Below are 22,265 nucleotides of genomic sequence, written 5' to 3'. Positions count from 1 at the left end.
GCTAACGCTGCGAAGTTATGCGGCCAGAACTTCCTTGCTCGCCTTCTTCGCGCCGATCTCGCCCAGCGCGCGCCGGTATTCGGTCGGGAATACCTTCACGAACTGGCGCCGCGCCGCGTCCCAGTTTTCCAGCAGCGCCTTCGCACGCGGCGAGCCGGTGAACTGGAAGTGACGCTCGATCAGCCCCTTGAGCAGCGCCTCGTCCGTCTGGCCCGCGTGCCACAGCGCACGGTCCACGGTGTGCTCCTGCTCGGCTTGCTGCAGCACCGGTTCGAGCGCGACCATCGACTTGTTGCACTTCGGGCCGAAGGTGCCTTCGGGGTCGTAGACGTAGGCCACGCCGCCCGACATGCCGGCCGCGAAGTTACGGCCCGTCTCGCCGAGCACGACCACCGTGCCGCCCGTCATGTACTCGCAGCCGTGGTCGCCCGTGCCTTCCACCACCGCCGTGGCGCCGGAGTTACGCACGCAGAAGCGCTCGCCGGCCACGCCGCGGAAGAACGCTTCGCCTTCCAGTGCGCCGTACATCACCGTGTTGCCGCAGATGATGTTTTCTTCCGACTTGCCGCGGAAGTCGTTGGTCGGACGGATGATGATGCGTCCGCCGGAAAGCCCCTTGCCGACGTAGTCGTTGCCGTCGCCGACGAGGTCGAGCGTGACGCCCTTCGCGAGGAACGCGCCGAAGCTCTGGCCCGCCGTGCCCTTCAACTGGATGTGAATGGCGTCGTCGGGCAGGCCGTCGTGTCCGTACTTCTTCGCCACCACGCCCGAGAGCATGGCGCCCACCGTCCGGTTCACGTTACGCACCGGCTGGATGAACGAGACGTGCTCGCCGCGCTCGACAGCGGCCTTTGCCTTCTCGATCAACGTGTGGTCGAGCGCGCGGTCGAGGCCGTGATCCTGCGACTCCAGATGGCGACGTGCCACGTCTTCCGGCACGACTGGCTGATAGAACACGTTCGTGAAGTCGAGACCCTTCGCCTTCCAGTGCTCGATGCCCTTCTTCATGTCGAGCAGATCCGCGCGGCCGATCAGGTCGTCGAACTTGCGGATGCCGAGTTGCGCCATGATTTCGCGCACTTCCTCGGCCACGAAGAAGAAGTAGTTCACCACGTGTTCCGGCTGGCCCTGGAACTTCGCGCGCAGCACCGGGTCCTGCGTCGCCACGCCCACCGGGCAGGTGTTCAGGTGGCACTTGCGCATCATGATGCAGCCTTCCACGACGAGCGGCGCCGTGGCAAAGCCGAACTCGTCGGCACCCAGCAGCGCGCCGATCACCACGTCGCGGCCCGTCTTCATCTGGCCGTCGGCCTGCACGCGGATGCGGCCGCGCAGACGGTTGAGCACGAGCGTCTGTTGCGTTTCGGCAAGGCCCAGTTCCCACGGCGTGCCGGCGTGCTTGATCGACGAGAGCGGCGATGCGCCCGTGCCGCCGTCATGGCCCGCGATCACGACGTGATCGGACTTCGCCTTGGCGACGCCCGCGGCCACCGTGCCGACACCGCTTTCCGACACCAGCTTGACCGAAATGCTGGCCGACGGATTCACGTTCTTGAGGTCGTGAATCAGTTGCGCCAGGTCTTCGATTGAGTAGATGTCGTGGTGCGGCGGCGGCGAAATGAGACCGACGCCCGGCACCGAGTAACGCAGCTTGCCGATGTACTCGGAGACCTTGTGGCCCGGCAACTGACCGCCTTCGCCGGGCTTTGCGCCCTGCGCCATCTTGATCTGGATCTGGTCCGCCGAGACGAGGTACTCGGCCGTCACGCCGAAGCGGCCCGAGGCCACCTGCTTGATCTTCGAGCGCAGCGAGTCGCCGTCCTTGAGCGCAATGTCGCGCACGATTTCCTTGCCGATCACCGAAGCCAGCGTGTCGCCGTTCTTGATCGGAATGCCGCGCAGTTCGTTGCGATAGCGGTTTTCGTCCTCGCCGCCCTCGCCCGTGTTCGATTTGCCGCCAATGCGGTTCATCGCGACGGCGAGCGTGGCGTGCGCTTCGGTGCTGATCGAACCGAGCGACATCGCGCCCGTCGCAAAGCGCTTCACGATTTCCTTAGCGGACTCCACTTCGTCGAGCGAAATGGCGCGCGCCGGATGCACCTTGAACTCGAACAGGCCGCGGAACGTCATGTGACGGCGGGTCTGATCGTTGATCAGGTTCGCGTACTCCTTGTACGTCTGGTAGGAGTTGCTGCGCGTGGAATGCTGGAGCTTCGCGATGGCGTCCGGCGTCCACATGTGGTCTTCGCCGCGCACGCGATACGCGTACTCGCCGCCCGCGTCGAGCATGGTGGCGAGCACCTGGTTTTCACCGAAGGCGTCGCGATGCAGGCGAATGGCTTCTTCGGCCACTTCGAAGAGGCCGATGCCGTTCACCTTCGACGCCGTGCCCTTGAAGTACTTCTGCACGAGTTCTTCAGCGAGGCCCACGGCTTCGAAAATCTGCGCACCCGTGTACGACATGTACGTCGAGATGCCCATCTTCGACATGACCTTCTGCAGGCCCTTGCCGATCGCCTTCGTGAAGTTGTAGACCGCCTTTTCCGGCGACAGGTCGCCCTTGAAGCCCGAAGCGAGCTGCGCGAGCGTTTCCATCGCGAGGTACGGATGCACGGCTTCCGCGCCGTAGCCCGCGAGCAGCGCGAAGTGGTGCACCTCACGCGCAGAGCCCGTTTCGACCACGAGGCCCGTGCTCGTGCGCAGACCTTGCTGCACGAGGTGCGTGTGGATGGCCGACGTGGCGAGCAGCGCCGGAATGGCGACGTTGTCGCGGTCCGTCTTGCGGTCGGAGACGATCAGGATGTTGTAGCCCGAGCGCACCGCGTCCACGGCTTCGGCGCACAGCGACGCGAGCCGCGCCTCGATGCCTTCTTTGCCCCACGAAACCGGATAGCAGATGTTCAGTTCGTACGAGCTGAACTTGCCGCCCGTGTACTGATCGATGGCGCGGATCTTCGCGATGTCCTTGAAGTCGAGTACGGGCTGCGAGACTTCGAGACGCATCGGCGGGTTGATGTTGTTCGTGTCGAGCAGGTTCGGCTTCGGGCCGATGAACGAGACGAGCGACATCACCAGGTTTTCGCGGATCGGGTCGATCGGCGGGTTCGTCACCTGGGCGAACAACTGCTTGAAGTAGTGGTAGAGCGTCTTGTTCTTGTTCGACATCACCGCGAGCGGCGAGTCGTTGCCCATCGAGCCGATGGCTTCCTCGCCGGCCTGGGCCATGGGCGCCATCAGGAACTTGAGGTCTTCCTGCGTGTAGCCGAACGCCTGCTGGCGGTCCAGCAGCGCGGCGGCTTCGCGGCGTTCCGTGGCGACTTCCTCGGCCTTCGGCTCGATCTCGTCGAGCTTGATGCGCACGGCGTCGATCCAGCTCTTGTACGGCTTGGCGTTGGCGAGGTTGTCCTTGAGTTCCTTGTCGTCGATGATGCGGCCGTGTTCCATGTCGATCAGGAACATCTTGCCCGGCTGCAGGCGCCACTTCTTGACGATCTTCGATTCGGGAATGGGCAGCACGCCCGATTCGGACGCCATGATGACGAGGTCGTCGTCCGTGATGATGTAGCGGGCCGGACGCAGGCCGTTACGGTCGAGCGTCGCGCCGATCTGGCGGCCATCCGTGAACGCGATGGCGGCGGGGCCGTCCCACGGCTCCATCATGGCGGCGTGGTACTCGTAGAACGCGCGGCGGTTGTCGTCCATGAGCGTGTGCTGTTCCCACGCCTCCGGAATCATCATCATGACCGCGTGCACGAGCGGGTAGCCCGCCATCACGAGCAGCTCGAGGCAGTTGTCGAACGACGCCGTATCCGACTGACCGGGATAGATCAGCGGCCAGAGCTTCGGCAGGTCGTCGCCCAGCACGTGGCTGGCAATGGCGCCCGTGCGGGCGTTGAGCCAGTTGACGTTGCCCTTCACCGTGTTGATTTCGCCGTTGTGGGCAATCATGCGGTACGGGTGGGCGAGTTCCCAGGCGGGGAACGTGTTGGTCGAGAAGCGCTGGTGCACCAGTGCGAGCGCCGACACGACACGCTCGTCCTGCAGGTCGCGGTAGTACACGCCCACCTGGCCCGCGAGCAGCAGCCCCTTGTAGACCACCGTGCGCGCCGAGCACGACGGCACGAAATATTCCTTGCCGTGCTTGAGCTTGAGCGCCTGGATGCGGTGGCTCGCGGTCTTGCGGATGATGTACAGCTTCCGCTCGAGCGCGTCGGTGACCATGATGTCCTTGCCGCGGCCGATGAAGATCTGGCGGATCACCGGCTCGGTCGCCTTGACGTTCGGCGAGATGGGCATGGCGTGGTCGACCGGCACGTCGCGCCAGCCCAGCACCACCTGGCCTTCGGCCTTCACCGTGCGCTCCAGTTCCTGTTCGCAGGCGAGACGCGAAGCGTGCTCCTTCGGCAGGAAGATCATGCCGACGCCATACTCGCCGGCGGGCGGCAGCGTCACGCCCTGCTTCGCCATCTCTTCGCGATAGAAGCCATCCGGAATCTGGATCAGGATGCCGGCGCCGTCGCCCATCAGCGGGTCCGCGCCCACGGCGCCCCGGTGATCGAGGTTCTCGAGAATCTTCAGACCTTGCTGAATGATCTCGTGGCTTTTCTTGCCCTTGATGTGCGCAACAAAACCGACGCCGCACGCGTCGTGCTCGTTCTGCGGGTCGTACAGACCCTGGGCGGCGGGGCGCAGGGCACCCGGGTGCTCGTGGTGGTCGTTCATGGGGACACCGTCTGAAAGAGGGCCGGTACGCAGACGTACCAGCCGTTGAAACCATGTTCTTGTTCCCGCTGAACGCTGACGCCCGAGTGAGGGCCGCGCTGGGGAGCGGATTTCCCGCGTCGTGCGCCCAGGAATCGCCGGAATTCGGAATATACGCGACGAATCAATGAAATAGCAAACAAAATGTGATGATATGGAACCAATTATCGTATTGGTGCATTTTCCGTCGTTTTAATTGGTTCCATATCAAAACAGGGCAAAAGAAACGGCATCCTCCGATGCCGTCTTCCGGATGCGCGCCGGCCCGCCGCTATTGCGTCTGCGGCGTCTCCCGAACCTTGCGCGGACGCCCGCGCGGTAGCGGCGACACGCGCCGGTTCGCCGTACGCGACGCCCATTCGCGATACGACTCGCCGCCCAGCACCCAACCCTTCAGCGTGGCCTGAAGCAGTTGATTTGCTTCGCGTTCGTCGAGCGGCTGCTCGCACAGTTCGCGGTAGGCCCGCTGCCGTTCGAACGGCGTATTGCCAAGCGACCAGTAGAGCGGATGGTCGGTGATGAGGCTGTCGACCGTCAGCCCGATGTGATGGCGATAGCTCGACCAGCGGTAATCCTCGGGCGCTGCCACGAGCTTGTTACGCACCGGCGAGAGTTCCACCACGCGGCTCGCGAGCAGGAAGTACCGCTCGCCCTCGATCACCGTTGCGCGATAGCGGCCCTCCCACAACGTGCCACGCCGCGAGTAGCGGCGATTGAAGTGAGCCACGTAGCGGCGGCCCACGGCCTGCATCGCTTTGGGCAGGCTCGCTTCGTCGGACGGTGTCACAAGCAGTTGCACCGCACCCGGCATGAGCGCCCAGGCGTGCACGGCGAGATGATGATCGCGCGCCGCCGCCTTCAGGCAATCGATGAACAGCTCGTAGTCCTGGTCGTCGACGAAAGCGGGCTGCTGGTCGAGTCCGCGCAGGATCACGTGCTGAGGCTGGTCTGGGACATAAAGACGTGCAAGCCGTGCCATGCTGGATTTTCCAATAGTGGCGTTAGTAAATACCCGCGGGTCCGCGCAACGGCCGCCGCGCGGCCTTCGGCGTGGCGCGGCTCGCGCGGAAACCCCGCAGCGCTTAGGGAGAAAGCTCTAACCGTGCCATATGGTCTGTTTGAAACGTTCTGGTCATAATGAGCACGCCTTTTATGGAGGAGCACAAATGAAATTAAAACAGGCCTTGACGGGGATGGCGGCGCTCGCCTGCATGACCGCAGCGCACGCGCAGACGGCCAATACGTTTTACGTTACGACGGGGTGGTTTCATTTCATGCCCCAAGACAGCAGCGATCCACTCAAAGTCACCAACGTCGGCGGGTCACCCGTCAACATCACGATTCCGAACACCGGTGCCGGCATTGACGATTCCGACACGATCGGTTTGAGCTTCGGTTACTACATCACCGACCACATCTCGACGGAGTTAGAGCTCGGCATTCCGCCCAAATTCGACCTGAACGGCAAAGGCACCTTCGAACAGTTCGGCAAGCTCGGTTCGGCAAAACTGTGGAGCCCCGCCCTTCTCTTCAAATACAACTTCAACGACGCCCAGGCGAAGTTCCGGCCATATGTGGGTCTTGGCGTGACGCGCGTCTGGTTCACCGACGCCAAGATCACCAACGGCCAGTTCGAGCAGGGCGTACTGAACGGTCCGACCAGCGTGTCGACGGATCGTTCCTGGTCGCCGGTATTTAATCTCGGCTTCAACTACGCGTTCACCAAACACTGGTTCGCCGGCCTCTCCATCTCGTACATTCCGGTCAGCGTAAAGGCTACCCTCAACACGGCTCGCTCGACACCGGTGGGTACGCTCAACGCGACGTCCGAAACGAAGATCAAGCTGAACCCGATCGTTACTTACGTCAAGGTGGGCTACGCGTTCTAAAGTATCGGCACCGACGAAGGGACGCAATTCAGCGGCCCGCCCGGACCTTCGCACATTCTTCGCTTTTCACCTGAACGCCGCCACGGAACCTCGCCGGTTCCGTGGCGGCGTTTTTCGATTCTATGCCTGCCTGATCAAATGTGCTGACCCCGTAACGGGTTGTAATTCCGACAGTGCCCGCAATCGTCTCCACCCGCCCCGCAACGCCCTGATGGCAGGCGCGACGCGGCGTGTTGCGCTGCAGCGGTATCGCGGGCACCCAAGTTGCGTGATACTGGGCTTCCCGCGAATATTCCACGCAAGGCGCGCGGGACACCCCCTTCATTCTTCATCGACGGAGCGATCATGACTGCATTTCCCAACACTCGGGACGCCATCGGAGAATCCTGGAACACCACCGGCCGCCACGCGCGCCGTATCGCGCGGCACACGCGCCACGCGGCCGAAGACGTGGCCGGCGAACTGCGCGCGTTGCTCGCCGAACTGGAAACCACACTCGCCGACGGCACGCAGGCCGACGCCGTGACGCTGCGCGCCGACATGCGCAAGCGGCTGGACGCCGCGCGCTCCCGGCTCGACGAAACACGCGCCGCGGTGCGCGACCGCGCCGGCGACGCGCTTGAGCAGGCGCAGGACTACGTCCGCGAGAATCCGTGGCAGTCGATTGCGATCGTGGGCGGCGTGGCGCTGATCCTGGGCGCGGTCCTCGCCCGGTCGCGATAAGGCGGGACATGCCCGCCGGCGTGCGGGCCGAGGGGCGACCACACCTGGAGCGGCCGCGGTTCAGCCGCCCAGCGAGTCCGGCGCGATCAGGTCGATGCGGTCGGTACAGACCGTGTCCACGCCCCACACGACGAGTTCTCTCGCGCGCTGCAGGTCGTTGACCGTATAGGCCAACACGAAGAGGCCCGCCGCCTTGATTTGCGCGACGCGTTGCGCGTCGAGTTGCTCGTGGTCCACGTGCAGGGAGACGCAGCCGAGTGCGTCTGTCTGCGCGCGCCAGTCCGCGGGCAGCTGTTCAACGAGCAGGCCGCGCGGCAACGTGGGCGCGGCATCGCGAGCGGCGGCGAGCGCATCGAACGAGAAGGACGACAGGAGCGGCGCCGGTTCCGCGCCCGCCCAAAGCCGGGCCGTTTCGAACGCGACGAGGCGACCTGTGTCCTCGTCGCGGGTGGGACACGGCTTGATCTCGACATTCGCGGCGAGCCCCAACGCCTTGCAGCGCGCGGCCACCTGCTCGAGCGTCGGCATGCGTTCACCCACGAAAGCTGCGTCGTACCAGGCGCCGGCGTCCAGCGCCGCGAGCGCGTCGTAGCGCATGCGCGCGGCCGCGCCGCTGCCGTTCGACGTGCGATCGACCGTATCGTCATGCAGCAGGAAAACGACGTTATCGACGGAAAGCTTCGCGTCGAACTCGACCATTCGGTGTCCGAAGCGCGCCCCTGTCTCCAGCGCGACAAGCGTGTTCTCGGGAGCCAGCGTGCCGCCGCCGCGATGGGCAGCCACGTGCGGATACGGCCATGTTTTCATCGGATGAGCTTGCATGGGCAGACGTCCATGGGTGGATGCGGTATTGGAAAGACTGCGAATGCGAAACGGGCGCGAGGCGCTGGCGAGCTGGCGTGCAACCGCGCCCCTCGCTTAGTTGTCGGCGATCACGAAGAGCCGCTGATACTCCTTGAGCGCATAGCGGTCAGTCATCCCCGCGATGTAGTGCGCGACGAGGCGCGGCTGGACCGCCGGATCCTTCGACTGATACGCAGGCGGCAACAGCCGCGAGTCCTCGATGAACGCGTCGAAGAGCCCGACCACCACGCGCCGCGCCTTGTTCGCCATGCGCATCACGCGATAGTGACGGTAGAGATTCACGAACAGGAAGCGCTTCAATTGCGTGGCTTGTGCCGCGACGGTCTCGCTGTGCGCGACGAGCGGCGGCGCAGCGCGCACGTCGTCGAGCGACGCGGGTGCATGCTGGGCGAGATTGCGGCGCGTCGTGTCGATCAGATCGACGATCAGCGTATTGATGATCCGGCGCACGGTTTCATGAATCAGGCGACGTCCTTCGATCTGCGGGTAGTCGCGGCGCGCGGCCTCGTAATGCGTTTGCCAGAGTTCGACCTCGGCAAGCTGGTCGATGGAGAGCAGGCCGGAGCGCAGGCCATCGTCGACGTCGTGATTGTTGTAGGCGATCTCGTCCGCGACGTTGGCGATTTGCGCTTCGATGGAAGGCTGGCGACCCAGCAGGAAACGCTCGCCGAGCGCGCCGAGGCGCCGGGCGTTTTCACGCGAGCAATGCTTGAGAATGCCTTCGCGCGTTTCGAAGCACAGGTTCAGGCCATTGAATGCGCCGTAGTGCTCCTCGAGTTCGTCGACCACGATGAGGCTTTGCAGATTGTGTTCGAAGCCCCCATGCTCGCGCATGCATTCGTTGAGCGCGTCCTGGCCGGCGTGGCCAAACGGCGTGTGGCCGAGGTCGTGCGCGAGCGAGATGGCTTCGACGAGGTCTTCGTTGACGCGCAGATTGCGCGCCACGGACCGCGCAATCTGCGCGACTTCCAGGCTGTGCGTGAGCCGTGTACGAAACAGGTCGCCCTCGTGATTGACGAACACCTGCGTCTTGTATTCGAGGCGCCGAAACGCGGTGGAGTGAACGATGCGGTCCCGGTCGCGCTGAAACTCGGTGCGCGCGGAAGGGGGCGGCTCATCGAAATGACGTCCACGAGACTGCGATGAACGGGCAGCGTACGGCGCAAGATGCGCTTCGAGCGCGGCAACCGTGGGAGAGGCCACCGCAGCAGCCGTTGCGTGGCCGTGTTGTTCGCCCGGGATGTCGCTGCGCCTTTCGTTCACCGGCTCCTCCAGTTGTTGCGCCGTCGCGAACCTTGCGGTCCCGCCTTCGGCAGACCGCGCCCGTATCAGGCGGCTACCGTTGCGGCGAGCGTAGCGTGAACGGCCTCATCGGGCGCGCGGGTGATCAGCGTCTCACCGAAACGCTTCAACAGGATGAATTTGATCGCGCCGGCTTCGGCCTTCTTGTCGACCTGCATCAGTTGCATGTAGCGCGCTTCGCCGAGCGCGGGCGCCTGCGTGGGCAAATGCGCAGCCTCCACCACGCGAACGATGCGCTGACGCGACGCCTCGTCGAGATAGCCGAGACGTACCGAGAGATCAGCCGCCATCACCATGCCGCAACCCACGGCCTCGCCGTGCAGCCATTCGCCGTAGCCCAGACCTGCCTCGATCGCATGGCCGAACGTATGCCCGAAATTGAGGATGGCGCGCAGGCCACCTTCGCGCTCGTCCGCGGCGACCACGGACGCCTTGATTTCGCACGACCGCTTCACCGCATACGCAAGCGCTTCGGGCTCGCAACGATTGAGCGCTTCGACGTTGCTTTCGATCCACTCGAAGAACGCGGCATCTGCAATGGCACCAGTCTTGATGACCTCGGCCACGCCGGCGGCCAGTTCGCGTTGCGGCAGCGTGCGCAGCGTCCCGATATCCGCGATCACGGCCTGCGGCTGGTAGAACGCGCCGATCATGTTCTTGCCGAGCGGATGGTTGATGCCCGTCTTGCCGCCCACCGACGAATCCACCTGCGAAAGCAGGGTGGTCGGCACCTGGATGAACGGCACGCCACGCATGTAGCACGCGGCCGCGAAGCCGGTCATGTCGCCGGTCACGCCGCCGCCCAGCGCGATGAGCGTGGTCTTGCGGTCGGCCCGTGCGCCGAGCAGCGCGTCGAAGATCTGGTTCAGCGTTTCCCAGTTCTTGTGCGCCTCGCCGTCGGGCAGCACCACGGTGGAAACCTGCTTGCCGAGCGGGGCAAGTGCGCGCCGCAACGTCTCGCCGTAGAGCGGATCGACCGTCGTGTTGGTGACGATGGTGACGGCTGCGCCGGCGATGTGCGGAGCGAACAACTCGGTACGTCCGAGCAGATTGGCCCCGATATGGATGGGATAGGCGCGCTCGCCCAGGTCGACGTTAACTGTAATCATGCTGGCCATTATGGATGACGAGGGCTCATGACGCAGTGCTGCGGGCCACGCCCGCCATCTCCAGCTGCATCAGCACCATGTTGACGAGCCCGTTGACGGAAGGCCGCCCTGTCTCGATGACGAAATTGGCGCATTCGCGATAGAGCGGGTCGCGCACTTCGTACAGCGCTTCGAGACGTGCTTTCGGGTCTTCGGTCTGCAGCAGCGGACGGTTCTTGTCGCGGCGGGTACGCAACCACAGGTCGTGCGGATTCGCGCGCAGATAGACAACAATGCCGCGGCTCTTGAGCAATTCGCGATTCTCGGGACGCAACACGGCGCCACCGCCGGTGGCCAGCACGATGTTTTCGCGACTGGTGAGGTCTGCGATCACTTGCGCTTCGCGGTCGCGGAAGCCCGCTTCGCCTTCCAGTTCGAAGATCAGGGGAATGCGGGCGCCGGTGCGTGCCTCGATTTCATGATCCGAATCGAAGAAAGGCCGCTCCAGACGGCGCGCCACCGCCCGGCCCACGGTGGTCTTCCCCGCCCCCATGAGCCCTACGAAAAATACATTGGCGTGTGCGTCCCGCGGTTGCAACGGTTTCCTCTGGTCAATCCGGTATGGTTCGTGCCGCAGCTTACTGGCAAAGCGACTGCCTTGTCGAGCCTGCGGGCAAGGCCGGCAGGGCCGTCCCGCCCGTGCCGCAGGCGGCAGCCGGGTATGGGGTTTCGGCCGCAAATGCACGTCGCGCCGCCGCTCAATTCGTCTGCACAACATGCGGCGTAATGAAGACAACGAGTTCGCTGCGCTGATTGCGCTGCGCGCGGTGACGAAAAAGTGCGCCCAAAACCGGTATTTTGCCCAGGAGCGGCACGCGAGTCACATCGAGGCGCTCGTCGGTGGCGTCGATACCCCCAATGGTAACCGTGCCGCCGTCCTCCACTTCGACACGCGTCTGCACGTGCTTCGTGTTGATAGCGGGGCCCGATGTGGTCTGCTCGCCGACACTGTCCTTCGCCACGTCGAGGTCGAGAATCACCCGGCCGTCGGGCGTGATACGCGGTTCGACCTCCAGTTTCAGGCTCGCACGACGAAACTGGACGCCGGACACGCCCTGCCCCACCTTGGCCTGATAAGGCAGTTCCGTACCCTGCTCCACGATGGCCTTCATCCGGTCCGCGGTCACCACGCGCGGGCTGGACACCACGTGTCCGCGGCCCTCGGCCTCGAGCGCGCTCAACTCCACATCGAGCAGCCGCGTTGCACGCGCCGCGAGCAGCGTCATGCCGATATTCGCGGCGTCGAAGCCCGAAAGCGCCGAGGCGCCGAGATTCAGCAGCGTGCCCTCCGTGCCGCCATGCAGTCCCGTGGACGGCGCATCGTTTCTCGCCGACATCGCGAGCTTCACTCCGAGATTGCGCGACAGACCTTGTTCGCCTTCCACGATGCGCGCTTCGATCAGCACTTGCCGCGACGGCTGGTCAAGGCGCCGGACGAGTTCGGCAAGCTGATCGAGTCGCCCCTGCAGGTCCGTTACGAAGAGCAGGTTCGTGCGGGCGTCGGCCATGACGGTGCCGCGCTTCGAGAGCACGCGTTGGGCGCCTGAGCCGGTGAACAGGCGGCGAAGCTCGTCGGCGCGGGCGTAGTGCAATTCGAAGGTGCGGCTCACGAGCGGTTCGAGTTCCGCGGCGCGGGCATGGGCTTCGAAGCGCCGCCGCTCGCGCGCGGCGAGGTCCGCGGCCGGGACCACCCAGACGATGTTGCCGTGGCGCTCCATGGCGAGCCCCTGAAGGTCGAGCAGGGTATCGAACGCGGCCCGCCACGGGACATTGTCGAAGCGCAACGTCACTTCGCCGCGCACGCGGTCGGACGCCACGATGTTGAGTCCGGTGAACTTCGCGAACGCGTGTAGCACGGCGCCGAGTTCGGCATGACGGAAATCCAGCGTGATGGGGCGATCCGGCGGAAGGCCGGCGTCGCTGGAGGTCGGGCCGCCGGTCGATAGCCGCTGTTCGGCGGCCAGCGGAATCGGCGGTCCTTCCAGCATGCTGGTTTGCAGGCTTTCGCGGTCCGCAGGGCGTGATGCCGTGCCGGACCGTTGAGCACGTGCGTTGTCCCGGTCTGCGTCTGCGTCGAAGGGCGCTCCGTCTTCCGGCAGTTGCGGATCCGGAGAGGCGGAGAAGGCATAGGTCGCGTCGTCTTGTGTATCGGCACTGCCGGGCAAGCTGCCGGAGCCTTCGGAAACGAACGGATTCTTGAGCATGCGCGTCGCGGTGCGAGCCTCCCTGCCTCGCGCGCCGTAGACGTCATCCGCGAAGCTGGCAGGTAGCGGTGGGACGTCGTCGTACGTTGCGACGGGCCCGTCGCTTCGCGCCCATTGCGGTAGAGGTGGCAGCGCGGCGTGTGCAGCGCCTGCTGCAAGCCACGCACAGCAGACGCCAACGGTAATGCGATCGCGTAGCCTCATCGCGCCACCTCCTGCAATAAGAGTTCGCGCGTACCGCTGTCGCTCGCAAGCGTGAGGCCGGTGTCGCCCACGCCGACCACCTGCTCGCCGAGAAGACTTTCGCCCGCAGTCACGTCCAATGCGCCATTCGACGTTTCCACGAGTGCCAGTGCGCGCCTGCGATCGCGCAGCAGCCCGGTGAGACGCACCGCGTCGTCGGCAGCATCGGAACGATCCACGGCGAACGGGTCGGCGAGATAGCGCTGGAACGTTTCGTCGGGGTCGAGCGAAAGCAGGTCGGCGGCTCGGTCGCGAGTTGCCTCGCGCATCGCCTCCGGCGCACGCAAGCCATCGTAGACACGCAGCAGCGCCTCGATATGCAGTGAGTCGGCATTGCGCTTCACCGTCAATTCGATGGGCACGACGAGGGTTGGCAAGGTCTGGAGTGCTTGCAGGAAATCCATCAGCTGCGAAAAATCCGCCTGCGCGGAGAGCTTGATGGAACGCATTGCATCCGTCGCCGATCCGCTCTCCGCCCCCGGTTCGAGACCGAAGAGCACCATGCCCGCTGCCGCCGCGAGCGCCGAGACCGTGCGTGCGTCCGCCGCAAACGACCCACGCTTGCCGCCTTCATTCAAGTCGGGCAGGCCGTGCGCGAGGCTCCGCAGTTCGGTCAGATGCGCGACGCCGTCGCGGGCGTCGTCAAAGCGCGATTGCGCGTCGGCAAGCGCAGCGCGCGCCGCGTCGATGCCGGTCATGTCTTCGCTCGTCCACGCTCTCGCGCCGGCTACGAACGTCAATGCGGCAACCAGCACGGCCACGCCGAAGCGCTGCCATGCGCTCCAGGTCTCCAGCCGGGCCCACGCTCCCGTCCATGACGCATGGCCTGCGCGTGCTTCACCCAGACCGTACGGAAACCGCGTGCCGACGCCGCTCATATCCGCCCCCGCAATTCGTTCTCGTGGGAAGCGACTGGTCGCTGCGAACGTTGTGCCTCGCCCGGCGTGCCGGGCGCATCGTCCCATCGCACCGTGGCGGTGAACTGCACGGTCTCGCGCGGTTGCGTGCCGGCACGAGGCGTCGGCCCAGGCTCCGCGCGCTTCAACTCGCTCACCGATACCGAGCGCACGCCTTCCAGATCGCGTAGCCGCTCCAGCCATTCGGCTGATGCAGCGTGATCGCGCGCCTCACCGGTCACCACGATTTCGCCGTCGTGCTGCACGAGCCGCTGCACCGCGACTTCCGCTGAAGCTTCGCGGCTCAATGCGGCAAGAAAGTCCAACAGATGCGCGAGCGATGCGCCCATTGCGACTGCGCGTTCGTCGCGTTCGCGCTGCCCGGCAATACGCCGCGCCAGACGATCGTGCTCGGCAAGCGGTCCCGCCATCGCCGCAAGCGAGCGTTCCATTTCGGCCCGTTGCGCGTCCACACGCATCCGCTCGAAGACCTGCCAGCCGCCCAGCGCAATTACCCCTGCGCCGCCCAATGCCGCCGCGCATGCCCAGCCGAGCAGACAACGCCGGCGCGCACGACGCATCTGAGCTCGCCGCCAAGGCAGCAAATTGAAGCCGCCCATCCATGCGGTCCCGCGCTCGGCGCGCAGTTGGGCGCGCGTGATTGCATTCACGTTCATGGCGTCACTCCATGACGCCGCGCAAGGCAAGGCCGACTGCCACCGCGCATGCCGGCTCGTGCAGCAGTTCGGGAACAAGCGGCCGCGTGCCATCGGCCAAGGCCGAGCACTCGAACGGCAATACCGGGCAGCCCAGCACGTCGCCCACGTCGGCGAGTGAAAATCCCGCGCTCACAAGCAGTTGCAGATCGCCGGACAGCAGCGCGCATCGCACTGCCGCGCCCTTTGAAAGCTCGCGCAGAGCATCGACGAAGTCCGGGTATTCGAGCGCGGGATAGCGGATTTCGCAGGCCACGAGACCATCGACCACGCGCCATCCATAGACGCCGTCGCCGCCCACCCAGAGGGCCGCGTAGGGTTCATACGGCTGCAACTCGACTTTCGCGGCGTGCCGCATGGCGCGCAATGCCGCGTGCGGTTCGCCGTCCAGCGCGTGAAGCGTGAAACCCGCCGCGGCGGCACATTCCAGGCGCGCCTCGAGATGGTGGCGCGATGCCGCGGCAAGGGTCACGTAATGCCCGCCCGGCCCGCCGTCCGCAACGTGATGCAGCGATTCGTCGACGAACCAGTCCACCGCCAGTGCGTCGCGCTCGAGGCCGGCCACGCGCTCGGCCTCGGCCAGCACGGCGGGCTCGAACGCCGTCCACGCCGGCCCCATGGGAAGAAGGCCCGCCTCCTGCTCGCCATTTGCCGCGAGTTGCCCCATCGGCATGGACGCCGAGAACGTAGCCGAGGCCGGTATGGCCATCGCGCATCGCATGGCCTGGGCGGCGCACCAGGCCGGCATCTGGGCAAACGCCGCGCGCAGCACGGTGCTCACCGCGGTGCGATCAAAAATCTCGGCGCCCGCCACTGCGCCGGAGACCAACGGCCACGCGGCCAGCCATTCGATCCGCACCGGACCCGTGCTGCGCAGACGCCGGCTCAACACGGCGCACCTTACGCCCTGGGCATTGAGATCGATACCGGCGCCGAACCGGCGAACCGACAGTTGCCACGCATTCCTCAGCGACATTGCGCCTCCTCCTCGCCTGCACGTCGCCGCGAACCATTCGCGTGCGATCGTTGGAGGAGATTGTGCGAATCGCGAGCATGACCCGACATTCGGCCGGATGGCCAACGCGGCGTGCAACGCCTATCCGGGCACGCACAGGGACGCTACAGTGGTGCCGTTGTCCCGCGAAGAGCCGAACGGACGTAAGCGAGCCGAAAGGCGCCCTACCCCGGCGGCTATAATCGCGGGACTGTTTTTCTGGTGTCCCCATGCAATCCCCATCCCCTACGCCCGACAACGCCGCCCCACCGCCCACACAGAAAGCCCCTAAGCGCCCTCTTTGGGCAAGGTTGCTGCTCGGCTTCGTAGGGCTCGTCGCGGCCGGCATTGTGGGCGTGGCGCTCGTGATCGGCTACGGGCTCGTCGTGGCGGCACCCAACCTGCCCTCGCTCGAAGCGCTCACCGACTACCGGCCGAAGGTGCCGCTGCGCATCTACACCGCAGACCACGTGCTGATCGGCGAATTTGGTGAAGAACGGCGCGACATCGTGCGGATCCAGGACGTGCCCGACCACCTGAAGAAAGCGATTCTCGCCATCGAAGACGCGCGCTTCTACGAGCACGGCGGCGTGGACCTCACCGGCATTGCGCGGGCGGGCATCGTCGCCCTCACGAACGGTCATGCCACGCAGGGCGCGAGCACCATCACCATGCAGGTGGCGCGCAATTTCTTCCTCTCCAGCGAGAAGACCTACACGCGCAAGATCTACGAGATGATGCTTGCGTACAAGATCGAAACGAAGCTGACCAAGGACCAGATTCTGGAGGTCTACATGAACCAGATCTATCTGGGTCAGCGCGCTTACGGTTTTGCGAGTGCGGCGCACGTCTATTTCGGCAAGGACATGAAGGATCTCACGCTTGCCGAAGCGGCCATGCTGGCGGGCCTGCCGAAAGCGCCGTCTGCCTACAACCCGGTCGTGAATCCCAAGCGGGCGAAGGTGCGCCAGGAATACATCCTGCAGCGCATGCTCGAACTCAACTACATCACGCGGCAGCAGTACGACGACGCCGTGAAGCAACCGCTCGTGGTGAAGGGCGTGGCTCGCGAATTCAGCGTGCATGCCGAGTACGTCGCGGAAATGGTGCGGCAGATGATGTACGCGCAGTACCACGAAGAGGCCTATACGCGCGGCCTGAACGTCGTGACCACGATCGATTCCGCTGCACAGGACGCCGCGTATCGCGCCGTCCGTAAGGGATTGATGGACTACGAACGGCGTCACGGCTATCGCGGCCCCGAGGCGTTCGTCGATCTGCCTCAGGAGGCGAGCGAACGCGAACAGGAAATCGACGACGCGCTGCTCGAACATCCCGACAACGGCGAGATCATTGCCGCGGTGGTCACGTCGGCCAGCCCGAAGCAGGTGCAGGCAACGTTCATCGACGGCAACACGGCCACCATCGAAGGAGACGGCCTGCGCTTCGCGCAGTACGCACTCGGCCCGCGGGCACAACCCAATTCGCGCATCCGGCCGGGCGCCATCATCCGGCTCGTGCGTGACGACGGCGGCAAGTGGTCGATCACGCAGTTGCCGCAAGTGGAAGGCGCGCTCGTTTCTGTTGTGCCGCAGGACGGCGCGATTCGCGCGCTCGTGGGCGGGTTCGACTTCAACAAGAACAAGTTCAACCACGTGACGCAGGCCTGGCGCCAGCCCGGCTCCAGCTTCAAGCCGTTCATCTACTCGGCGTCGCTGGAAAAGGGATTGGGACCGGCCACCATCATCAACGACGCGCCGCTCTTCTTTCCCGCCACCACGCCGGGTGGCGAAGCGTGGGAGCCGAAGAACTACGGCGGCGGCTTCGACGGTCCCATGACGATGCGCACGGCGCTGCAGAAGTCGAAGAACCTCGTGTCCATCCGCATCCTCAACTACATCGGCACGAAGTACGCGCAGCAGTACATCACGCGCTTCGGCTTCGATGCCGAGCGCCATCCCGCGTACCTGCCCATGGCGCTGGGCGCGGGTCTCGTCACGCCGCTCCAGATGGCGAGCGGCATCTCGGTGTTCGCCAACGGCGGCTACCGCATCAATCCGTATCTGATCGCCGAGGTGACAGATCAACGCGGCGTGGTGGTCGCGCACGCACAACCGCTCATCGCCGAACAAAACGCGCCGCGCGCCATCGACGCGCGCAACGCATACGTGATGAACAGCCTCTTGCAGAGCGTGGCGCAGCACGGTACAGGCGCGAGATCGAACGTGTTGGGCCGCACGGACCTCGCCGGCAAGACAGGCACGACGAACGATTCGCGCGACGCCTGGTTCACGGGCTACCAGCACACGCTGGCGGCCGTGGCGTGGATCGGCTACGACAATCCACGCAGCCTGGGTGACCGCGAAACGGGTGGCGGCCTCGCGCTACCGGTCTGGATCGATTACATGAGCCGCATGCTGAAGGGCGTGCCGCCCTACAAGATGCCGATGCCGGACGGCGTCGTGACGCTGGGCGACGAACTGTATTTTGACGGATTCACGCCGGGACACGGCTTCATTTCCACGGTAGGCGTGAGCCAGGAAGCGCTCGACGCGCAAGCCAGCGCGGCGGCCGGCGCCGAGCCGCAACCCGCGCCCGAACACATCGACGAGAAAGAGAAACAGGACATCATGAACCTGTTCCGGGGGCATTGAACGCGCGAGGGCTCGCGCGTTCAGCGTAAAACCGCGACGTAAAGCTACGGCGTAAAAGTCACCGGCTCGCCGGCCTGCTGCGTCGCGTACCCCGAGAGCGCTTCGAAAAACTCCGTGTCGTTGCGCGTGTCGCGCCACGCGTCGTCGACGTAGCGGAAATGGAAACCGCCGGCCTTTGCGGCAATCCAGATCTCTTGCATGGGCGGCTGAAGATTGACGATGATCTTCGACCGGTTGGCGAATTCGAGCGTCAAAACATTGCCGCTGCGCTCCAGTTCGATGTCGGCGTCGATGTCGTCGATCGCCCGCTCCACCGCGTCCAGCACGGCTTCGGCACGGGTCAGGTAGTCACTGTCGGTCATGCTAAACTCCGTTGATTAAATTCTCTGGGACAGTCATGCGAGTCGTTTTCAGGATGAGCGCGATTGTAGCGGCTCTGGCCATTCTCGCAGGCGGCGCGCTCGCCGGTTGCGGCCAACGCGGCGCGCTCTATCTGCCCACGGTACCGCCCCTGCCGGCGAAGCCCAACGAACGAACCGAACCGCCTGGCGAAGACGTCAAGCCGGGCGCCGAAACCGCGTCTTCGGGCGCGTCGGGGGTATCGGCAGGCGAAGTGCCGGACACCTCGGGCACCGCACTGACGCTCTCGCCGGACACCCAACTCAACACCGCACCCGCAGCGCCCTCGCGTGCCGCATCGGATGCGGCGCAAACCCAATAAGACTTCACATGGTTCAACCCGCGTTCACACGCGTCGACGGCGTGCTGCATGTCGAAGGCGTTTCCGCCGTTTCGCTGGCCGAGCAGTTCGGCACGCCGCTTTACGTCTACTCGCGCGCCGCGCTTACTGCGGCGTGGTACGCCTATGCGGACGCATGCGCGGGCCGCCGCGCGTCGATCCACTACGCCGTGAAGGCGAACAGCAACCTCGCCGTGCTCAACCTCTTTGCGCGCATGGGCGCGGGGTTCGACATCGTCTCCGGCGGTGAACTCGCGCGCGTGCTCGCTGCGGGCGGCAAAGCGGAAAACAGCGTGTTCTCGGGCGTGGGCAAGAGTGCGGCTGAAATGCGGGAAGCGCTCGTGGCCGGCGTGAAATGCTTCAACGTGGAGTCGATACCGGAACTCGACCGGCTCAATGCCGTCGCCGGTGAGCTCGGCAAGAAGGCGCCGGTGTCGCTGCGCGTGAATCCGGACGTCGATGCGAAGACGCACCCGTATATCTCCACGGGTCTCAAGTCGAACAAGTTCGGCGTGGCGTTCGACGACGCCCGCGCCACCTATCGCGCGGCGGCGGCGATGCCGAATCTCGTGGTCGTTGGCATCGACTGCCATATCGGGTCGCAGATCACCGAAGTCGAACCGTACCTGGATGCCGTGGACAAGCTGCTGGAACTCGTCGAGCAGATCGAAGCCGACGGCATCGCGATTCGCCACATCGACGTGGGCGGCGGCCTCGGCATCCGCTACGACGACGAAACGCCGCCCGACATCGGCGCGTTCGTGCGCATGGTGCTCGACCGCATCGAAGCGCGCGGCCACGGCCATCGCGAGGTGTACTTCGAGCCGGGCCGCTCGCTCGTGGGCAACGCGGGCGTGCTGCTCACGCGCGTCGAATTCCTGAAGCCGGGCGCCGAAAAGAATTTCGCGATCGTGGACGCAGCGATGAACGATCTGGCCCGCCCGGCGATGTACGAAGCCTTTCACGCGATCGAACCGGTCGTCGAGCGAAAGACGCCGGCACAGGTCTATGACGTGGTGGGCCCGGTCTGCGAAAGCGGCGACTGGCTCGGCCGCGAGCGGTCGCTTGCGATCGAACCGGGCGATCTGCTCGCCATTCGCTCGGCCGGCGCCTATGGTTTTGTGATGAGCTCGAACTACAACACGCGTGGCCGCGCCGCCGAAGTCATGGTGGACGGCGAACACGCTCACGTCGTGCGCGAACGCGAAAGCGTGACGCAGCTGTTCGCGGGTGAAAGCGTCCTGCCAGCGTAACGCGCGGCCTGAAGCGGGCCCAGGATCCGCGCCAAACGTCAGGGCCCGACACTCGGCCCGGCTCGCAGCGGGCCGGGCTAACTCGAAAGCGGCACCCGCCGCCGACACGCCTCTCCGCCTGCTAACTCACCTCGCGCCGCCCGCCGTTCGAAAACGCTCACGCAGCCACACGGCGAGCCGCCATCCAAGCAGCACCACCACAATCGCGCCGTAGATCTTCGGCAACACCAGGTCGTGCTTGCCCGCCTTCAACCACCAGAAGTGAAGGATCGCGAGCGCGCCGATCGCGTAGATGGCACGATGCAGCGTCTGCCAGTGGCGGCCCAGCCGCCGCACCATCGCGCGTGGCGACGTTGCCGCAAGCGGAATCAGCAGCACGAACGCCGCAAACCCCACCGTGATGAACGGCCGCTTGGCAATGTCCTTGAACATATCGGCGACGTTGAACCATTTGTCGAGCCAGATGTAGGTCGTGAAATGCAGCGTCGCGTAAAAGAACGCAAAGAGACCAAGCATGCGGCGAAAACGCACGAGTGCGTTGAGTCCCGTGAGCCGGCGCAGCGGCGTGACTGCCAGCGTGATGCACAGGAATACAAGCGTCCATAGTCCCGTGGACCACGTGATGACCTCAATTGGGTTCGCGCCCAGGCCACCCGTGAATCCCAACAGCACGAGGCGCCCCAGCGGGTAAAGCGCCGCGAGGAACACGGCGACCTTCGCCGGCGCAACCCAGCGCGTGCCCGCAGCGGCACGCGGCCGGGCTCGGGAAGCACTCGCGGACGCAGCAGCCGCTTGTCCCTTCCCAGCCGTGCCCATCGTTTCAGAAACGCGTTGCATTGCTTGCTCCACCGCCCCAGCCGTTCGCGCGGGCGACTCAGAAGTTCTTTTTCAGATCCATGCCCTGATACATCGACGCGACCAGATCGCCGTAGCCGTTGAACATCAGGGTCTTGCGCTTCGGCGTGAAGAAGCCGTCTTCGCCGATGCGCCGCTCCGTTGCCTGGCTCCAGCGCGGATGGTCGACGTTCGGATTCACGTTCGAGTAGAAGCCGTATTCGTTCGCGGCATACGTGTTCCAGCTCGTCTTCGGCTGCTTTTCGACGAAGCGGATCTTCACGAGCGACTTCGCGCTTTTGAACCCGTACTTCCACGGCACGATGATGCGGATCGGCGCACCGTTCTGGTTCGGCAGCACCTGGCCATACAGCCCGACGGTGACAAGCGTGAGCGGATTCATCGCCTCGTCCATGCGCAGGCCCTCGGAATAGGGCCAGTCCAGAATCGGCTGCGCGAGGCCGGGCATCTGCGACGGGTCGGCCAGCGTAATGAACTGGACGTACTTTGCGTTCCCGGTGGGCTGAGCCCGACGAATCAACTCCGCGAGCGGAAAGCCGATCCACGGCATCACCATCGACCAGCCTTCCACGCAACGGTGCCGGTACACGCGCTCCTCGAGCGGCGCGAGCTTGAGCAACTCGTCGATGTCGTAGACCTTCGCGTTTTTCACCTCGCCCTCGACGCTCACGCGCCACGGACGCGGCCGCAACGTGCCCGCGTTGGCTGCGGGATCGCTCTTGTCGGTGCCGAATTCGTAGAAATTGTTGTACGTGGTGATGTCCTTGAAGGACGTGACCTTATCCAGGGCGACGAATTTAGGGTTCGTTTTCGCCGCCAGTTTCTGCGCCTTCGGGTCCGGCGATGCATATTCGGCCAACGCTGGCGCGCTGAGCCCGAACGGGCCCGCCAACGAGCCGATGGCCGCGGCGCCCGCCGCCTGCAGCACGCGCCGGCGGTTCCGGTACACCGATTCGGGCGTGATCTCGCTTCCCGCAATGTCGTCGCCGTTCAGCAGAATCCTGCTGGCTCGCTTGATCCACAT

18 protein-coding genes are annotated in these 22,265 nt (G+C 65.0%); 5 read left to right on the top strand and 13 right to left on the bottom strand.

Features of this window, described 5'->3' with window-relative positions; translation table 11 throughout:
* Positions 1-15: 15 nt before the first annotated feature.
* Both PKKP23_RS28510 and PKKP23_RS28505 read right to left on the bottom strand, forming a co-directional pair.
* Positions 16-4,722: a glutamate synthase-related protein gene (locus tag PKKP23_RS28510; RefSeq protein ID WP_126879339.1), complete on the bottom strand. Its 4,707-nt coding sequence runs from the start codon at positions 4,720-4,722 to the stop codon at positions 16-18.
* Between the two features lie 310 nt (positions 4,723-5,032).
* Positions 5,033-5,740, bottom strand: coding sequence for a transposase (locus PKKP23_RS28505; protein WP_026121928.1), 708 nt, complete (start codon positions 5,738-5,740; stop codon positions 5,033-5,035).
* 187 nt (positions 5,741-5,927) lie between these two features.
* Here PKKP23_RS28505 and PKKP23_RS28500 point away from each other — a divergent pair, with 187 nt between their 5' ends.
* Together PKKP23_RS28500 and PKKP23_RS28495 are read left to right on the top strand one after the other, a co-directional pair.
* A complete protein-coding gene (locus PKKP23_RS28500; RefSeq protein ID WP_126879338.1) occupies positions 5,928-6,650 on the top strand; it encodes an OmpW/AlkL family protein in 723 nt (240 codons plus the stop codon).
* 345 nt (positions 6,651-6,995) lie between these two features.
* A complete protein-coding gene (locus tag PKKP23_RS28495) occupies positions 6,996-7,373 on the top strand; it encodes an ElaB/YgaM/YqjD family protein (protein WP_126879337.1) in 378 nt (125 codons plus the stop codon).
* A 60-nt stretch (positions 7,374-7,433) separates the two neighbouring features.
* Here the strand turns inward: PKKP23_RS28495 and ugpQ are convergent, their stop codons facing one another.
* The 8 genes from ugpQ to pilM form a co-directional block, all read right to left on the bottom strand.
* Complete coding sequence (gene ugpQ / locus PKKP23_RS28490; RefSeq protein WP_240659168.1) at positions 7,434-8,195, bottom strand: glycerophosphodiester phosphodiesterase; 762 nt, start codon at positions 8,193-8,195, stop codon at positions 7,434-7,436.
* A gap of 96 nt (positions 8,196-8,291) precedes the next feature.
* Positions 8,292-9,500: a deoxyguanosinetriphosphate triphosphohydrolase gene (locus tag PKKP23_RS28485; RefSeq protein WP_126879336.1), complete on the bottom strand. Its 1,209-nt coding sequence runs from the start codon at positions 9,498-9,500 to the stop codon at positions 8,292-8,294.
* A 65-nt stretch (positions 9,501-9,565) separates the two neighbouring features.
* Positions 9,566-10,648, bottom strand: a complete 1,083-nt coding sequence (aroB, locus tag PKKP23_RS28480; RefSeq protein WP_126879335.1) for a 3-dehydroquinate synthase — start codon at positions 10,646-10,648, stop codon at positions 9,566-9,568.
* 25 nt (positions 10,649-10,673) lie between these two features.
* Entirely contained in the window at positions 10,674-11,225 is a 552-nt protein-coding gene (aroK, locus tag PKKP23_RS28475; RefSeq protein WP_026121925.1) for a shikimate kinase AroK, read from the bottom strand.
* A gap of 160 nt (positions 11,226-11,385) precedes the next feature.
* Entirely contained in the window at positions 11,386-13,095 is a 1,710-nt protein-coding gene (locus PKKP23_RS28470; RefSeq protein ID WP_240659167.1) for a type IV pilus secretin PilQ, read from the bottom strand.
* Entirely contained in the window at positions 13,092-14,012 is a 921-nt protein-coding gene (locus PKKP23_RS28465; protein ID WP_126879334.1) for a hypothetical protein, read from the bottom strand. Before PKKP23_RS28465 ends, PKKP23_RS28470 begins: the two co-directional genes overlap by 4 nt.
* Positions 14,009-14,707, bottom strand: coding sequence for a PilN domain-containing protein (locus PKKP23_RS28460; RefSeq protein ID WP_161978156.1), 699 nt, complete (start codon positions 14,705-14,707; stop codon positions 14,009-14,011). The genes PKKP23_RS28465 and PKKP23_RS28460 overlap by 4 nt, the downstream gene beginning before the upstream one ends.
* Before the next feature lie 4 nt (positions 14,708-14,711).
* A complete protein-coding gene (gene pilM / locus PKKP23_RS28455) occupies positions 14,712-15,722 on the bottom strand; it encodes a pilus assembly protein PilM (RefSeq protein ID WP_017777190.1) in 1,011 nt (336 codons plus the stop codon).
* A 248-nt stretch (positions 15,723-15,970) separates the two neighbouring features.
* Here pilM and PKKP23_RS28450 point away from each other — a divergent pair, with 248 nt between their 5' ends.
* Complete coding sequence (locus tag PKKP23_RS28450; RefSeq protein ID WP_126879332.1) at positions 15,971-18,394, top strand: penicillin-binding protein 1A; 2,424 nt, start codon at positions 15,971-15,973, stop codon at positions 18,392-18,394.
* Positions 18,395-18,438: 44 nt separating this feature from the next.
* On the opposite strand, the gene cyaY is transcribed toward PKKP23_RS28450, so the two are convergent.
* Complete coding sequence (gene cyaY / locus PKKP23_RS28445; protein ID WP_042302601.1) at positions 18,439-18,756, bottom strand: iron donor protein CyaY; 318 nt, start codon at positions 18,754-18,756, stop codon at positions 18,439-18,441.
* Positions 18,757-18,791: 35 nt separating this feature from the next.
* Between cyaY and lptM the strand changes: the two genes are divergently transcribed.
* Positions 18,792-19,115 carry an LPS translocon maturation chaperone LptM gene (gene lptM / locus PKKP23_RS28440; protein WP_126879331.1) on the top strand — a complete coding sequence of 108 codons (324 nt, stop codon included), beginning with the start codon at positions 18,792-18,794 and terminating at the stop codon, positions 19,113-19,115.
* A gap of 8 nt (positions 19,116-19,123) precedes the next feature.
* On the top strand, positions 19,124-20,386 hold the full coding sequence (gene lysA / locus PKKP23_RS28435; RefSeq protein ID WP_126879330.1) for a diaminopimelate decarboxylase: 1,263 nt from the start codon (positions 19,124-19,126) through the stop codon (positions 20,384-20,386).
* A gap of 126 nt (positions 20,387-20,512) precedes the next feature.
* Here the strand turns inward: lysA and msrQ are convergent, their stop codons facing one another.
* Positions 20,513-21,223 carry a protein-methionine-sulfoxide reductase heme-binding subunit MsrQ gene (msrQ, locus tag PKKP23_RS28430; protein WP_126879329.1) on the bottom strand — a complete coding sequence of 237 codons (711 nt, stop codon included), beginning with the start codon at positions 21,221-21,223 and terminating at the stop codon, positions 20,513-20,515.
* Between the two features lie 37 nt (positions 21,224-21,260).
* Complete coding sequence (gene msrP / locus PKKP23_RS28425) at positions 21,261-22,265, bottom strand: protein-methionine-sulfoxide reductase catalytic subunit MsrP (protein ID WP_017777184.1); 1,005 nt, start codon at positions 22,263-22,265, stop codon at positions 21,261-21,263.

The sequence above is a fragment of the Paraburkholderia kururiensis JCM 10599 = LMG 19447 genome, from assembly GCF_003986935.1.
Lineage (GTDB): Bacteria > Pseudomonadota > Gammaproteobacteria > Burkholderiales > Burkholderiaceae > Paraburkholderia > Paraburkholderia kururiensis.
The sequence above is the reverse complement of the archived record's forward strand: the minus strand, read 5'-3'. Positions and strand labels throughout refer to the sequence as shown.

Bases quoted from the DNA above. Each gene is read 5' to 3' on its own strand.
- PKKP23_RS28510 (WP_126879339.1), bottom strand. From the start codon at position 4,722: ATGAACGACCACCACGAGCACCCGGGTGCCCTGCGCCCCGCCGCCCAG.
- PKKP23_RS28505 (WP_026121928.1), bottom strand. From the start codon at position 5,740: ATGGCACGGCTTGCACGTCTTTATGTCCCAGACCAGCCTCAGCACGTG.
- PKKP23_RS28500 (WP_126879338.1), top strand. From the start codon at position 5,928: ATGAAATTAAAACAGGCCTTGACGGGGATGGCGGCGCTCGCCTGCATG.
- PKKP23_RS28495 (WP_126879337.1), top strand. From the start codon at position 6,996: ATGACTGCATTTCCCAACACTCGGGACGCCATCGGAGAATCCTGGAAC.
- ugpQ (WP_240659168.1), bottom strand. From the start codon at position 8,195: ATGCAAGCTCATCCGATGAAAACATGGCCGTATCCGCACGTGGCTGCC.
- aroB (WP_126879335.1), bottom strand. From the start codon at position 10,648: ATGATTACAGTTAACGTCGACCTGGGCGAGCGCGCCTATCCCATCCAT.
- PKKP23_RS28470 (WP_240659167.1), bottom strand. From the start codon at position 13,095: ATGAGGCTACGCGATCGCATTACCGTTGGCGTCTGCTGTGCGTGGCTT.
- PKKP23_RS28465 (WP_126879334.1), bottom strand. From the start codon at position 14,012: ATGAGCGGCGTCGGCACGCGGTTTCCGTACGGTCTGGGTGAAGCACGC.
- PKKP23_RS28460 (WP_161978156.1), bottom strand. From the start codon at position 14,707: ATGAACGTGAATGCAATCACGCGCGCCCAACTGCGCGCCGAGCGCGGG.
- pilM (WP_017777190.1), bottom strand. From the start codon at position 15,722: ATGTCGCTGAGGAATGCGTGGCAACTGTCGGTTCGCCGGTTCGGCGCC.
- PKKP23_RS28450 (WP_126879332.1), top strand. From the start codon at position 15,971: ATGCAATCCCCATCCCCTACGCCCGACAACGCCGCCCCACCGCCCACA.
- cyaY (WP_042302601.1), bottom strand. From the start codon at position 18,756: ATGACCGACAGTGACTACCTGACCCGTGCCGAAGCCGTGCTGGACGCG.
- lptM (WP_126879331.1), top strand. From the start codon at position 18,792: ATGCGAGTCGTTTTCAGGATGAGCGCGATTGTAGCGGCTCTGGCCATT.
- lysA (WP_126879330.1), top strand. From the start codon at position 19,124: ATGGTTCAACCCGCGTTCACACGCGTCGACGGCGTGCTGCATGTCGAA.
- msrQ (WP_126879329.1), bottom strand. From the start codon at position 21,223: ATGCAACGCGTTTCTGAAACGATGGGCACGGCTGGGAAGGGACAAGCG.
- msrP (WP_017777184.1), bottom strand. From the start codon at position 22,265: ATGTGGATCAAGCGAGCCAGCAGGATTCTGCTGAACGGCGACGACATT.